The sequence below is a fragment of the Aeromonas sp. MaB10011B genome, assembly GCF_017939325.1.
In the GTDB taxonomy this organism is placed as follows: Bacteria; Pseudomonadota; Gammaproteobacteria; order Enterobacterales; family Aeromonadaceae; genus Aeromonas; species Aeromonas caviae.
The window spans coordinates 30,642-43,261 of record NZ_JAGKRK010000090.1 but is presented as its reverse complement, the minus strand read 5'-3'; the positions used below and the strand labels follow the sequence as shown (position 1 = coordinate 43,261).

The window sequence follows — 12,620 nt, the reverse complement described above, 5'->3', positions numbered from 1 at the left end:
CAAGTTCCGTCAGTCCCAGCCAGTTGAAGGGAAAATTAAAAACGCGACCGTCAGCCAAGCAGCCGGGCACTGGTATATCTCCTTTCAGGTCGAGCAGGAGACGCTTGAGCCAATTCACCCCTCCGGCTCAATGGTCGGGCTAGATGTGGGGATCGCCAAGCTCGCAACCCTGTCAGATGGCACGGTGTTTGAGCCCGTCAACAGCTTCAAAACCAATCAGATCAAGCTGGCAAGGCTCCAACGCCAGTTGAGCAAAAAGGTCAAGTTCAGCAGCAACTGGAAGAAACAAAAAGCCAAGATCCAGCGGCTGCATTCACATATCGCCAATACCCGCCGCGATTACCTTCACAAGGTCACAACGACTATCAGCAAAAACCACGCGATGATCGTCATTGAGGATTTGAAGGTTGCCAGCATGTCAAAATCAGCAGCGGGCACGACCAGCCAGCCGGGGCGCAACGTCCGGGCAAAATCAGGGCTGAATCGTTCGATATTAGATCAGGGCTGGTTTGAGCTGCGCCGCCAGCTCGAATATAAGCAGGCATGGCGAGGCGGTCAGGTGTTGGCGATAAACCCGGCCTACACGAGCCAGCAGTGCGCCTGTTGTGGGCATACTGCGAAGGATAACCGCCAGACGCAAAGCCAGTTTAAATGCGCTGCGTGTGGTTATGAGGCGAACGCCGATGTGAATGGCGCTCGCAATATTTTAGCGGCGGGACACGCCGTTTTAGCCTGTGGAGGCGCGGTGCAATCAGGCCGCCCGATGAAGCAGGAACCCGGTACTGCGCGAGCAGCTATCACCCAGTAATGGGGATCCCCCTCCTGTGACGCGAAGCGCTAAGGTGGGGGAGGATGTCAATGATTGAGATGACGGGTACGAGTGGCTGGGTTCATCGACGCTTCCTCTGGATTTGACGGCCGCGAAGTCTACCTAAAAGTGGGGTTATTTGCAGCAAAGGGGGAACTGAATGCTGCTAATATCGTCAATCTGGCCGCCCGGTAGCGGGAAAAGAGGTCAGACACAGGGGGGAGGGGCTAGGTCCTGCTGCCGCTCTGGGGTAACATGCGCGCCTGCATGACATAAATCGGCCCCGTCCTCTCTCATCCGACGGAGGCGATGCACCTCTATATGACGGGTCTTCCATGAGATGGGCCCATCCGGATATTGAAAGAAGAGATCACCATGTTACAGATTGGCAAGATGAACACCCTGACCGTCGTCGAGATCGAGGAGCGCGGCGCCTGGCTGGCGGCGGGGGAATACGGCGAGCTGCTGCTGCCCAGGCGCCAGTTGCCGGAAGGCGTTGCCGAGGAGAGCGAGGTGTCCGTCTTCCTCTATCTGGATGCGGATTGCGAGCCGGTGATCACCACCGACAAGCCCTTCGCCATGGTGGGGGACATCGTCGGTCTCAAGGTGGTCAATGCCAACAAGATTGGTGCCTTCCTCGACTGGGGCATGAAGAAGGATCTCTTCGTACCAAGCCGCGAGCAGAACAAGCCGATGCAGGTGGGCCATGTCTATCTGGTGCACCTGATGCTGGACAACGAAGGGCGCATGGTCGGTACCAGCCGTCTGGAGCGCTTCCTGCGCATCGACCCCCCTTTCAAGAGCGGTGACGAGGTGACGGTGCTGCCGGGGGAACACACCCCCCTTGGCATCAAGGCCGTGGTCAATGGCCAGTACGCCGGCATGCTGTTCAAGAACGAGGTGTTCGGCCGCGTGATGACGGGCCGGCCGCTGACCGCCTGGGTCAAGCAGGTGCGCGAAGATGGCAAACTGGACCTGACCCTGCAAAAGCCGGGGCTGGCCCGGATGGATGACGCTGGTGCGCGCATCCTGCTGCGCCTGCAAAAGCAGGGGGGCAGCCTTGCGGTGGGAGACAAGAGCGAGCCTGACGTCATCTACAAGATGTTCAGCATGAGCAAGGGCACCTTCAAGAAAGCGATCGGCGGCCTCTACAAGCAGGGCAAGATCGTCATCGAGGAGCACAGCATCCGCCTCGTGGGCTCCGACACGCCGGCAGGGGACGAATAAGTTGCCGAGTCCCTGCATCGGTGACTGCCGGGCCAAAGAGGGGCTCTGCCTCGGTTGTGGCCGCACCGTGACCGAGATAGGCCAGTGGTCCACCATGGACAGCGAGGCCCAGCTGGCCCGCATGGCCGAACTCGATGGCTCGAAGAGCACTCATGCCTGCCCGGGCTGCGGCGAGCCGGCGTTCTGCGCCGTGTCGGCGGGGGAACCCATCGAGCGCTGCTGGTGCAACCAGCTTCCCGCGTTGCCCATGAGCGATGCCAGCGCCTGCTGGTGTCGCCGCTGTCTGGCCAAGGCCATCTCGGCACGCCCCTGACTCGGGCAGCGCAAAAAACGAAAAAGGCGCCTGGGGCGCCTTTTCTTATGCCTGTTGCTGGCGGTGCCAGCGGATATGCACGTCGTGCTCGCTCTGATCCCGTGGGAGGAGGAAGGTGGCGTAGATCACCTCGAACTCGTCCTGATGATCCAGCAAGCCGACCCAGACCTCGGCCCAACGTGCCATGTCCACCGGCTCGCCGAGTTCGGTCGACCAGTCGGCATTGGGCAGGGTTGCCTCCACCGCGCCACGTTGCTCGAACTCGAGGGTGATGTCGACGATTTGTTCGGGTGCCAGCATGTCGGCGGCCTGCTCCAGAAACTGATCATAGGCCCACTCGACCAGCTGATCCGGGCTACGTTGTTCCATGAAATCACTCCAGATACGTCCAGGTTCGCCACTTTAACAAGTATTGGGATGGGCAGCCAGCCCGGGGGCGGTGACGCCGTGCTGTCAAATGGCGGGATCAGGGGATAAGGTTAACAGAGCCGCCAGCAGGGGCGGCGTGACGGGGCGGCCTGGCAAGATGAAGCGACGACAGTACAGAAGGCAGATCAAGCGGCGGCGCGAAACCTGGTGGTGGCACTATCTGCCCCTTCATCGGGAAACCGTCGGCGGCCATCTGGGGCCCGCCTCTGATCCGCAGGATGGCGCTACTCTGTGCCGTGGACCCGGTTCAGGGTGACTTGCCCGAGTTGACCCATCTGACGACGGATCCAGGCCGAGCGCTGTTGCACATAGGGTGAGGGGGGCTTGACCCGATAACGCCAGGGATTGGGCAGGGCGGCGGCGAGCAGGGAGGCCTCGTAGCGGGTGAGGCGTATCGCCGGTTTGCCGAAGTAGTGCCTGGCGGCCGCCTCGGCGCCATAGATGCCGGGTCCGAACTCCACGATGTTGAGATACACCTCGAGAATGCGGGACTTGTCCCAGCCCAGCTCCATCAACAGGGTGAACCAGGCCTCTATCCCCTTGCGCAGGAAGCTGCGATCGCTCCACATGAAGAGGTTCTTGGCGGTCTGCTGGCTGAGGGTGCTGGCACCGCGCACCCGCCCGCTTTGCTGGTTGTGCCTGAGGGCCGAGCTGATGGCGTCCATGTCAAAACCGTGATGTTCGGCAAAGCGCTGATCCTCGGCGGCGATCACCGCCAGTTGCAGCTCCCGGGAAATCTGCTCAAGCGGCACCCAGTCGTGCTTCACCTCGGCCATCTTGGCAGGGGGAAACAGGGCGCGTTCGAGGCGCCAGGTCCACATGGGAGGGTCGATGAAGCGCAGCAGCGCGACCGAGACGATGGTGCTCGCAAAGGCGGCCAGCAGCAGCTTGCCGAGCCAGCCCTGCAGTCGCCGTCTGCGCGAAGGCCTCACGGGCTCGGGCCCGCCGTCCCAGTCATAGTGGCCAGGATCATCGGGATCCGGAATTATTGGGGCAGCCATTCGATGTGGCAGAACTTCTCGTCGACGCGGCGGGAGAGCAGCATGCGGGCAAACAGGTGCTCGTACTCTTCTTGTTCGTTGCCAAGGCCGACCCAGATCTCGGCATAGTCGGCGTCGCTCACCTCAAATCCCACGTCGGCCGCCCAGTCGTCGGCGGGATCGGTCTCCGCCAGCAGGCCGCGGTCGTTGAACTCCTGATTGAAGCGGACGATCTCCTGCTCGGGCAGGTTGTCGGAGGCCAGCTCCATGAAGAGTTCGAGGGCGGTGTCGAGCAGTTCCTCGACGCTGTGCATTTCGTCATTCAAAGACATAAAAGCCGTGTTCCAGATAAGGGGGGAGGGAAAGTCCGTCGGCAGCGCCTCGGGGTGCGCGGTATTCTAGCTGGCCCTGATGCCCTTGGCGAGATGCCGGGACGCCAGGCATTAAAAAACCGGATCCTGGGAAAGGATCCGGTCTTCATTGGGGGAAGGGGTCGCGCATGGTGCGTCAGCTCATCCCTTCTTCTGGTCGTCGGCGAAGGTGATGTTGAGCTCCAGCACCGACAATTCGTCACTCTTCTGATCAAGCTGGACGGTGATCTTGTCCGGGTCGATCTGCACGTATTTGCGGATCACGTCGAGGATGTCCTGCTTGAGCTGGGGCAGGTAATCCGGCCCCCCTCTGGATGAACGCTCGTGAGCCACGATGATCTGCAACCGCTCTTTGGCCAGTTGTGCGGTGTTCTGTTTCTTGTTGGAACGAAAATAATCCAATAATGACATGCTTAACTCCCGAACAGTCGGCTAAAGAAGCCTTTCTTCTCTTCTTCCAGAAAACGGAAATCCTTGGTGTCACCCAAGAGGCGGGCGACGGCGTCCTCGTAGGCCTGACCGGCATCGGACTCCTTGTCCAGAATGACCGGCTCGCCGGAGTTGGAGGCGCGCAGCACCGCCTGGGACTCCGGGATCACCCCGAGCAGTTTGATGGCCAGGATCTCCTGTACGTCCTGCACGCTCAGCATGTCGCCGCGGTTGACGCGGGTCGGGCAGTAGCGGGTCAGCAGCAGGTGCTCCTTGATGGGATCCTCACCGCGCTCGGCACGGCGGGACTTGGAGGCCAGGATACCGAGGATGCGATCCGAGTCACGCACGGAAGAGACTTCCGGGTTGGTGGTGACGATGGCCTCGTCGGCGAAATAGAGCGCCATCAGGGCGCCGGATTCGATACCAGCGGGGGAGTCGCAGACGATGTAGTCAAACTGCATCTCCGCCAGCTGATCCAGGATCTTCTCCACCCCTTCACGGGTCAGGGCATCCTTGTCCCGGGTCTGGGAGGCGGGCAGGATGAACAGGTTTTCGCAACGCTTGTCCTTGATGAGGGCCTGGTTGAGGTTGGCTTCCCCGTTGATGACGTTGACGAAGTCATAGACCACGCGCCGCTCGCAACCCATGATGAGGTCCAGGTTTCTCAGACCAATGTCAAAATCGATGACCACGGTCTTGTGGCCACGCTGGGCCAGACCGGTGCTCAGTGCCGCGCTGGTTGTCGTCTTGCCAACGCCACCCTTGCCCGATGTAACGACTATGATTCGCGCCATTCTCGCTTCCTTGTAACTCTATTTGATTCGGTCTATACGAAGTTGTTCATTGTCGAGCCGGATATGGACCGGCTCTTGTATCACGCCTGCAGGCAATGCATCGCTGAGCTGGAAGGTGCCCGCGATGGAGAGCAGCTCGGCCTGCAATTGCTGGCAATAAATGCGGGCCTTGGGATTGCCCTTGGCCCCTGCGATGGCTCGGCCACGCAGGGCACCATAAACATGGATGCTGTCATCGGCGATGACTTCGGCGCCAGGGCTCACCGAGCCCAGCACCACCAGCGAGGTGCCGGCTGCATAGATCTGCTGACCGGAGCGCACCGGGCCCACGTGGACCTTGCTTGCCTCCACGGGCGCTGGCACCGGGGGAACCGGTGCGGCCTCCACTGGCTTGGGCTCAGGTGCTGGCGGCGTCGGCTCAGGTTCTGCCTTGCGGCTCTTGCCTGACACCATGACGGCGAGGCCTGCCGCCTTGGCGGCCGTCTTCATCGCCTCGTCCCGCGCCCCCGTGATCCCGACCAGCACGAAGTCTTCCGACTCGACCAGCTCCCTGAGCTGTTCGAAATCGGGGATCGCCTCGAGGCGTTCCACATTGAGGACGAGGGGGGCACAATTAAAAAACTGGGGGGCCTGCGCGACCTTGGCCTCCAGCAGTTGTCGGATCCGGGCCGGATTGCCATCGCTGAGATGCAACACAGAAATAGTGAAGGTGGTCCCTTTCAATTCGTTATCGCGTTCAACCATGAATCTTCCCCGAACCGAGACGGTAATACGTTATTGTTATTCAATTCCTGATGTTATAGTTTGCCACCACCAGAGGCAATAAACCCGTCGGATTATATCAATTTCCATGTTGTGTGCAGTCTATAAAAGTCGCAAAAAAGCCGAGACCTATCTCTTTATTGAACGAAGAGAGGACTTTTCCCGTGTTCCCGAGGTGCTGATGAGTACCTTCGGGCGTCCCGAACTGGTCCTGATGACCAAGCTGGACCCGGCCAAGCCCCTGGGGCTGGCCTCCACGGAGCGGGTGATGGCCGCCCTGAAGAGCCAGGGCTTTTATCTGCAGGTGCCACCGCCACCGGAAAACTTGCTGGAGCAGCACAAGGCGCAATTAAAGGGTGCACGATGAGGGCTGGGCGGCTGGCACTGCTGTTGTCAGGCGCCCTGTCGGGATCGCCGGTGCAGGCCGGCCCCGATTTTGACCAGTACGTGGCGAGCCTCAAAGAGCAGGCGCTGGCGGCGGGCATGTTGCCCGAGACGGTGAGTGCGGCCTTTGCGGATGTACATCTTGTCGATGCTGCCATCAGGCACGACAAAAATCAGCCGGAATTCAAACTGACCCTGGACACATATATTCCCCGGGCGGTGCCGGAATGGAAAGTCAAGCAAGCCCAAACCTTATATCGCCAGCATTTGCCGCTGCTTACAAAAATAGGCCGGGAATATGGGGTTCAACCCCGCTTTATTGTTGCCTTGTGGGGAATTGAAACCAATTTCGGCAAAATAACCGGCCATTATCCCCTTATCTCTTCTCTCTCGACCCTGGCCTGGGACGGTCGCCGTGAAGCCTTCTTTAAAGGCGAGTTGTTCGATGCCCTGCGCATTCTGGAGCAGGGACATGTGAACCCCGCCAACTTCAAGGGATCCTGGGCGGGGGCCATGGGACAGGTGCAGTTCATGCCCTCGTCATTCCTGCGATACGCGGTGGATCAGGACGGGGACGGCAAGAAGGATCTCTGGGGCAATCTCGCGGATGTATTTGGATCGGCTGCCAATTATCTGAGCCAGAACGGCTGGCGTGAAGACCAGACCTGGGGACGGCGGGTGAGGGTGCCAGAACGCCTGGACCCCGCCTTGCTGGGGCTTGATACCCGCAAGTCCCTGGCGACCTGGCAGGCCCTCGGGGTTCGCCAGCAGGACGGCTCACCTCTGCCTGTGGTCGACATGCAGGCCTCCCTCATCCGCCCTGACGATATTCACGGGCGAAGCTACCTTGCCTATGACAATTACCGGGTACTGCGTCACTGGAATCGCTCCCCCTATTTCGTGGTGGCCGTCGGCACCCTGGCCGATCGCATCGTGAAATAGCTCTCCCCCGTTCTCCTGTCACGGCGAACGGGTGGAGGTGATATGCCCGTCTCTTTTTATCCCTTGTCGGCCTCCCTTTATTCAGGAACGTCGCCCTTTAAATCGCGACCAAAAAAAAGCGGGAATATATCCCGCTTTTTTCATGTCATCGCGACTCGGCGTTAGTCGCAGGCAACCTGCATCACCTTGATGGCCAGGCCACCGCGGGAGGTCTCGCGGTACTTGGAGTCCATGTCCTTGCCGGTGATGTACATGGTCTCGATCACCTTGTCCAGCGACACGCGCGGCTTGGAGGTGCGACGCAGGGCCATGCGGGAGGCGTTGACCGCCTTCATGGCGGCGATGGCGTTGCGCTCGATGCAGGGTACCTGTACCTGGCCGGCCACCGGGTCGCAGGTCAGACCCAGGTTGTGTTCCATGCCGATCTCGGCGGCTTCACAGACGTGCTCGGGGCTGCCGCCCATCAGCTCGGTCAGGCCGGCGGCGGCCATGGAGCAGGAGACGCCCACTTCACCCTGGCAGCCCACTTCGGCGCCGGAGATGGACGCGTTCATCTTGTAGAGCATGCCGACGGCGGCAGCGGCCAGATAGAAGCGGGTGTACTCGTCGCGGCCCACCGGCTGGATGAACTTGTCGTAGTAGGCCAGCACGGCCGGGATGATGCCGGCGGCGCCGTTGGTCGGCGCGGTGACGACGCGGCCACCGGCGGCGTTCTCTTCACTCACCGCCAGGGCGAACATGTTGACCCAGTCCACGATGTTCATGGGATCGTTGGAGAGGTTCTCGTTGGTGGTCAGCTGGCGGTAGAGCGGCGCGGCGCGGCGCGGTACGCGCAGCGGGCCGGAGAGGACGCCCTCGGTGCGGCAGCCGCGCTCGATCCCTTCCCGCATGGTGGTCCAGATCTTGCCGAGCTTCTTGTAGATCTCTTCCGGGGTGTTGAAGCACTTCTCGTTTTCCATCATCAGGGCGGAGATGGAGAGACCGCTCTGGCTGCAGTGGGCGATGAGCTCGGCGGCACTCTTGAAGGGATAGCTGACGGACATGTCGCCGCTGTCACCCTTGCCAAAGTTCTCTTCGTCGACGATGAAGCCACCGCCGATGGAGTAGTAGGTCTTGCTGTAGACGGCGTCATCTTCGATGAAGGCGGTCAGCCTCATGCCGTTTTCGTGCAGGGGCAGGGCCTCGTCATGGAAGATCATGGCGCCCTTGGGGAAGCTGACGGTGTGGCAGTGCAGGCCGATGGGCAGACGACCGGTCTGCTCCACGCGGGAGATGAATTCGGGGATGGCGTCGATGTCGACGTTCTCCGGCAGGTTGCCCGCCAGACCCATGATGATGGCGGTATCCGTGTGGTGGCCTTTGCCGGTCCAGGAGAGGGAACCATAGACATCGACCTGGATCCGGGTGATGTCACGGATCTTGCCGCCAGCACGCAGTTCATCCACGAACTGTTTGGCTGCCTTCATGGGGCCGACAGTGTGAGAAGAGGAGGGGCCAACACCGATTTTGAAGATATCAAAAACGCTGATCATGTAACAATTACCTCAGGGTAGAAGGGGGCGCCATGCCCACTCGCAGAAAAGGGATCCATGGGACGGGTCTGTCGTCACAAAGGCCAGGGAACCGGATAACCACAGTGTAACGGTTCAATGCCTAAAAAAAGTTGAAACAGATCTATTTTTGTTGAATTCGTGGCGCGAGTATAAAATTTATTTTGATGGTTATCCATTTTGTTAAGCGCCAGACAAACGTTTTGCAAAAAAATACCCGGCGATGCCGGGTATTCGAGTGCCATATGCGGCTTTATCACAGCGGCTTAACACTCGGTGATGTTGACGGCAAGGCCGCCCCGGGCGGTCTCCTTGTACTTGGTCTTCATGTCGTTGCCGGTTTCCCACATGGTTCTGATCACCTTGTCCAGCGACACCTTGTGCTCACCGGTGCCGCGCAGGGCGAGGCGGGCGGCATTGATCGCCTTGACCGCGCCCATGGCGTTGCGCTCGATGCAGGGCACCTGCACCAGACCACCGACGGGATCGCAGGTCAGCCCGAGATTGTGCTCCATGCCGATCTCGGCGGCGTTCTCGACGATGGCGGGGCTGGCGCCCAGCAGCTCGGCCAGGGCACCAGCGGCCATGGAGCAGGCCACGCCGACCTCGCCCTGACAGCCCACCTCGGCCCCCGAGAGGGAGGCATTCTTCTTGTAGAGGATGCCGATGGCCGCGGCAGTGAGGAAGTACTGCATCAGCAGCTCGTCATCCACCTTGCGCACGAAGCGATCGTAATAGTGCAACACGGCGGGGATGATGCCCGCTGCGCCGTTGGTCGGCGCCGTCACCACCCGGCCCCCGGCGGCGTTCTCCTCGTTGACGGCCAGCGCAAAGAGATCCACCCACTCCATCACCATCAGCGGATCCTTGTTGAAATTGGTCTCGCCACAGAGCTGGCGATAGAGGGCGGGAGCCCGGCGCTTGACCTTGAGACCGCCTGGCAGCACCCCCTCGCTCTTGCAGCCACGCTCCACACACCCCTGCATCGCCTGCCAGATCTTGCGAAGCCCGGCCTTGATCTCCGCTTCCGAGCGAAACACCTTCTCGTTGGCCAGCATCAGTCCCGAGATGGAGAGGCCGCTCTCCTGGCACTGGGCCAGCAGTTCGGCGCCGCTCTCGAAGGGATAGGGGATGGGGTGGGCGGCATCGAAGCGGGCCGCCTCTTCCCGGGCGTTGGCGAAGTGACTCTCCTCGATGATGAAACCGCCCCCGATGGAGTAGTAGGTCTGCTCGAACACAAGGGTGTCACCCTCATAGGCGCGCAGTGTCATGCCGTTGGAGTGGGCGGGTAGGGTCTTGCGCCGGTTGAAGAGGATGGCGCCGATGCGGGGAAATTCGCTGGGTTGCTCGCCGCCCAGGCAGAGGGTCTGGGTCTGCTCTACCTGGGCGAGGAAGGCGGGAATGGCCTCGATGTCCACGGATTCGGGTTCAAATCCGGCCAGTCCCAGGATGATGGCCTTGCCGGTGCCGTGCCCCTTGCCGGTCTGGCCCAGTGAGCCGTAGCACTCGACGACGACGCGTCCGGTACGGGAGAGGAGTGCGTTCGCTTTGAGGGTCTGGATGAAGGCGCAGGCGGCCCGCATCGGTCCCACGGTATGGGAGGAGGAGGGGCCTATCCCGATGGAAAACATGTCGAAGACACTGATCATGACGTACTCCAATTATGGATTTCGTCTAAACATTGTAAATTTTTTGTAGTCGTTGAAAAGGGGGGAGATAGCGGGGTGTGATGGCGGTAGGGAAATGGGCGCGGGAGAGATGCGCCATGGGGGAGCCGCTCGGCATCCCATGGCGCCGTGATAGATCAGTCGAGGAACTCGCACAGATAGGCGGAGGCGATCTTCACTTCCAGCTTGAAGGAGGAGTGACCCGCCACGTCGAAGGATTCCCCCTGCTGGTAGGTGTGCCACTCATCTTCGTCGGCCAGCTGGATGGTGAGGGCGCCCTTGATCACCGTCATGCGCTCCGGGGCGGCGGTATTGAACAGGTACTCGCCCGCTTCCATCACACCAACGGTAGCTTTCTCACCTTTTTGCTCGAAACCGATGGATTTAACATTTCCGTCAAAATACTCGTTAACTTTCAGCATCTTTTCTTCCCTGTATGCACGTTTGCAGAGCCAACGTAGCACACTGTTTTGGATGTTGTCATGGTAAAAGGAGCAAAAACAGCCGTGTCTCTTTTGAGGCTTTACTTTCTCATAAAGTTATCAATGCATTTCGTTAACGGGTTCTGATGTAAAACGGGGTGCAAATATGAGATAAAGCGCACCGCCAGAGCAATGGAGAGGATTTGACGCTCTGGGTGGTCATTTACGCTGTAAAAGTGTGAGTAATTGCTAAATAAAGGAACATTCTGTGTTAACAAAAGGATTAATCAAAAACATCGGCTTCCAGGTAGTGGTGGCCATGGTGCTGGGCGCGCTGGTCGGGGCGCTCATGGGAGAGCAAGCCACAGTGTTTGCGCCGCTTGGCACCCTGTTTATCCAGCTGATCAAGATGCTGGTGATTCCGCTGGTGGCGGTGGCCATCCTGTCCGGGGCCGCCAACCTGGGGGCCAGCCCCGCTGCTGGCAAGATTGGCGTCACCACGCTCGCCTTCTTCCTCGGCACCTCCGCACTGGCGGTGTTCCTGGCGCTGGTGATGGGTCAGGTGTTCAAACCTGGTGTGGGCGTTGACTTTGGCGCCACTGCGGCCATGTTCTCCGGCGACTACGCCGACAAGGGTGCACTGCCCGATGCGGTGGCCACCCTGCTTGGCATGATCCCGACCAACGTGTTCAGCGCCTTGAACGAGGCCAACATCCTGCAGATCCTGGTGTTCTGCATGTTCCTCGGCATCGCCCTGGCCAAGCAGCCCCGTGAGCGCGCCAAGCCGCTGGTAGACGGGCTCAACACCCTGGTGGACGCTTTCGTCTGGATGATCAACAAGGTGATGCTGATCGCCCCCATCGGCGTCTTCGGCCTGATGGCCGACGCCATCGGCACCTACGGCTTCGACGTGCTGACCCTGGTGCTCAAGCTGTTCGTCGTCTATGTCGCCGCCATCCTCATCTTCGGCTTCGTGGTCTATCCGCTGCTGATCGCGTTCTTCTCCAACACGCCGGTACGCAAGTACTTCTCCGCGATGAAGAAACCGCAGATCGTGGCCTTCTCCACCGCCTCTTCCATGGCGACCCTGCCGGTCAACATGGAGACCTGCGAGCGCGATCTGAAGGTGACCAACGCCACCGCTTCCTTCGTGCTGCCGCTGGGTGCCACCATCAACATGAGCGGCAATGCCATCTATTACGGCCTGGTCGCCATCTTCTTCGCCCAGGTCTACAACATCGATCTTTCCATGGGTGCCTGGGCGGCGATCATCGTCACCTCCACCCTGGGTGCCATCGGTCAGGCCGGTGTACCGGGCCCGAGCTTCCTGGTGGTTGCCGTGCTGCTGGCGGCCGGGATTCCCATCGAGGGTCTGCCGCTGCTGTTCGCGCTGGATCGTCTGTTCGACATGATCCGCACCGCGCTGAACATCACCGGCGATGCGGCCTGTGCCATCATCGTCGATCGCTACAGCCCGGATTACGATCCGAACCGCTGGAGCAAGGAGGCCTGATATCGGGTCGTCCACCGTGCATGACA

The 12,620-nt window shown here is 60.3% G+C and carries 15 protein-coding genes; 6 read left to right on the top strand and 9 right to left on the bottom strand.

Features of this window, described 5'->3' with window-relative positions; translation table 11 throughout:
* The 3 genes from J9893_RS20730 to J9893_RS20720 all read left to right on the top strand — a co-directional run.
* Positions 1-808: RNA-guided endonuclease TnpB family protein (locus J9893_RS20730; RefSeq protein WP_210600748.1), on the top strand; the 808-nt coding region annotated here is incomplete at its 5' end.
* A 357-nt stretch (positions 809-1,165) separates the two neighbouring features.
* Complete coding sequence (locus J9893_RS20725) at positions 1,166-2,035, top strand: S1-like domain-containing RNA-binding protein (protein WP_010674641.1); 870 nt, start codon at positions 1,166-1,168, stop codon at positions 2,033-2,035.
* A gap of 1 nt (position 2,036) precedes the next feature.
* Positions 2,037-2,348, top strand: a complete 312-nt coding sequence (locus tag J9893_RS20720) for a DUF1289 domain-containing protein (RefSeq protein WP_010674642.1) — start codon at positions 2,037-2,039, stop codon at positions 2,346-2,348.
* A gap of 45 nt (positions 2,349-2,393) precedes the next feature.
* On the opposite strand, the gene J9893_RS20715 is transcribed toward J9893_RS20720, so the two are convergent.
* From J9893_RS20715 to minC, 6 genes are all read right to left on the bottom strand, one after another.
* Positions 2,394-2,717, bottom strand: coding sequence for an HI1450 family dsDNA-mimic protein (locus J9893_RS20715; RefSeq protein ID WP_010674643.1), 324 nt, complete (start codon positions 2,715-2,717; stop codon positions 2,394-2,396).
* Positions 2,718-3,001: 284 nt separating this feature from the next.
* Positions 3,002-3,709: a monofunctional biosynthetic peptidoglycan transglycosylase gene (mtgA, locus tag J9893_RS20710; RefSeq protein WP_210600749.1), complete on the bottom strand. Its 708-nt coding sequence runs from the start codon at positions 3,707-3,709 to the stop codon at positions 3,002-3,004.
* Between the two features lie 53 nt (positions 3,710-3,762).
* A complete protein-coding gene (locus J9893_RS20705) occupies positions 3,763-4,089 on the bottom strand; it encodes an HI1450 family dsDNA-mimic protein (RefSeq protein WP_029314491.1) in 327 nt (108 codons plus the stop codon).
* A 180-nt stretch (positions 4,090-4,269) separates the two neighbouring features.
* Positions 4,270-4,539: a cell division topological specificity factor MinE gene (minE, locus tag J9893_RS20700; protein ID WP_010674646.1), complete on the bottom strand. Its 270-nt coding sequence runs from the start codon at positions 4,537-4,539 to the stop codon at positions 4,270-4,272.
* Between the two features lie 2 nt (positions 4,540-4,541).
* Positions 4,542-5,354 carry a septum site-determining protein MinD gene (minD, locus tag J9893_RS20695; RefSeq protein ID WP_010674647.1) on the bottom strand — a complete coding sequence of 271 codons (813 nt, stop codon included), beginning with the start codon at positions 5,352-5,354 and terminating at the stop codon, positions 4,542-4,544.
* A gap of 18 nt (positions 5,355-5,372) precedes the next feature.
* A complete protein-coding gene (gene minC / locus J9893_RS20690; protein ID WP_029314493.1) occupies positions 5,373-6,098 on the bottom strand; it encodes a septum site-determining protein MinC in 726 nt (241 codons plus the stop codon).
* A gap of 106 nt (positions 6,099-6,204) precedes the next feature.
* On the opposite strand from minC, the gene J9893_RS20685 reads away from it, so the two are divergent.
* Positions 6,205-6,483 (top strand): YcgL domain-containing protein, encoded by a 279-nt coding sequence (locus J9893_RS20685; RefSeq protein WP_029314494.1) that lies wholly within the window; start codon positions 6,205-6,207, stop codon positions 6,481-6,483.
* The gene (locus J9893_RS20680; RefSeq protein WP_052816494.1) at positions 6,480-7,442 is read left to right on the top strand and encodes a lytic murein transglycosylase; all 963 of its coding nucleotides are present in this window, start codon (positions 6,480-6,482) and stop codon (positions 7,440-7,442) included. The genes J9893_RS20685 and J9893_RS20680 overlap by 4 nt, the downstream gene beginning before the upstream one ends.
* A gap of 161 nt (positions 7,443-7,603) precedes the next feature.
* Here J9893_RS20680 and J9893_RS20675 read toward each other — a convergent pair whose 3' ends face one another.
* The 3 genes from J9893_RS20675 to J9893_RS20665 form a co-directional block, all read right to left on the bottom strand.
* Positions 7,604-8,974: an L-serine ammonia-lyase gene (locus tag J9893_RS20675; protein ID WP_039039104.1), complete on the bottom strand. Its 1,371-nt coding sequence runs from the start codon at positions 8,972-8,974 to the stop codon at positions 7,604-7,606.
* Between the two features lie 284 nt (positions 8,975-9,258).
* Entirely contained in the window at positions 9,259-10,641 is a 1,383-nt protein-coding gene (locus J9893_RS20670; RefSeq protein ID WP_010674652.1) for an L-serine ammonia-lyase, read from the bottom strand.
* A gap of 155 nt (positions 10,642-10,796) precedes the next feature.
* Positions 10,797-11,081, bottom strand: a complete 285-nt coding sequence (locus J9893_RS20665; RefSeq protein WP_010674653.1) for a pyrimidine/purine nucleoside phosphorylase — start codon at positions 11,079-11,081, stop codon at positions 10,797-10,799.
* 268 nt (positions 11,082-11,349) lie between these two features.
* On the opposite strand from J9893_RS20665, the gene J9893_RS20660 reads away from it, so the two are divergent.
* On the top strand, positions 11,350-12,594 hold the full coding sequence (locus J9893_RS20660; RefSeq protein ID WP_041215213.1) for a dicarboxylate/amino acid:cation symporter: 1,245 nt from the start codon (positions 11,350-11,352) through the stop codon (positions 12,592-12,594).
* Positions 12,595-12,620: the final 26 nt, after the last annotated feature.

What these genes read in the sequence shown, in the direction of transcription:
- J9893_RS20715 (WP_010674643.1), bottom strand. Translation starts at nt 2,717, where the DNA reads ATGGAACAACGTAGCCCGGATCAGCTGGTCGAGTGGGCCTATGATCAG.
- J9893_RS20680 (WP_052816494.1), top strand. Translation starts at nt 6,480, where the DNA reads ATGAGGGCTGGGCGGCTGGCACTGCTGTTGTCAGGCGCCCTGTCGGGA.
- J9893_RS20670 (WP_010674652.1), bottom strand. Translation starts at nt 10,641, where the DNA reads ATGATCAGTGTCTTCGACATGTTTTCCATCGGGATAGGCCCCTCCTCC.
- J9893_RS20685 (WP_029314494.1), top strand. Translation starts at nt 6,205, where the DNA reads ATGTTGTGTGCAGTCTATAAAAGTCGCAAAAAAGCCGAGACCTATCTC.
- minC (WP_029314493.1), bottom strand. Translation starts at nt 6,098, where the DNA reads ATGGTTGAACGCGATAACGAATTGAAAGGGACCACCTTCACTATTTCT.
- J9893_RS20705 (WP_029314491.1), bottom strand. Translation starts at nt 4,089, where the DNA reads ATGTCTTTGAATGACGAAATGCACAGCGTCGAGGAACTGCTCGACACC.
- minD (WP_010674647.1), bottom strand. Translation starts at nt 5,354, where the DNA reads ATGGCGCGAATCATAGTCGTTACATCGGGCAAGGGTGGCGTTGGCAAG.
- J9893_RS20665 (WP_010674653.1), bottom strand. Translation starts at nt 11,081, where the DNA reads ATGCTGAAAGTTAACGAGTATTTTGACGGAAATGTTAAATCCATCGGT.
- minE (WP_010674646.1), bottom strand. Translation starts at nt 4,539, where the DNA reads ATGTCATTATTGGATTATTTTCGTTCCAACAAGAAACAGAACACCGCA.
- J9893_RS20675 (WP_039039104.1), bottom strand. Translation starts at nt 8,974, where the DNA reads ATGATCAGCGTTTTTGATATCTTCAAAATCGGTGTTGGCCCCTCCTCT.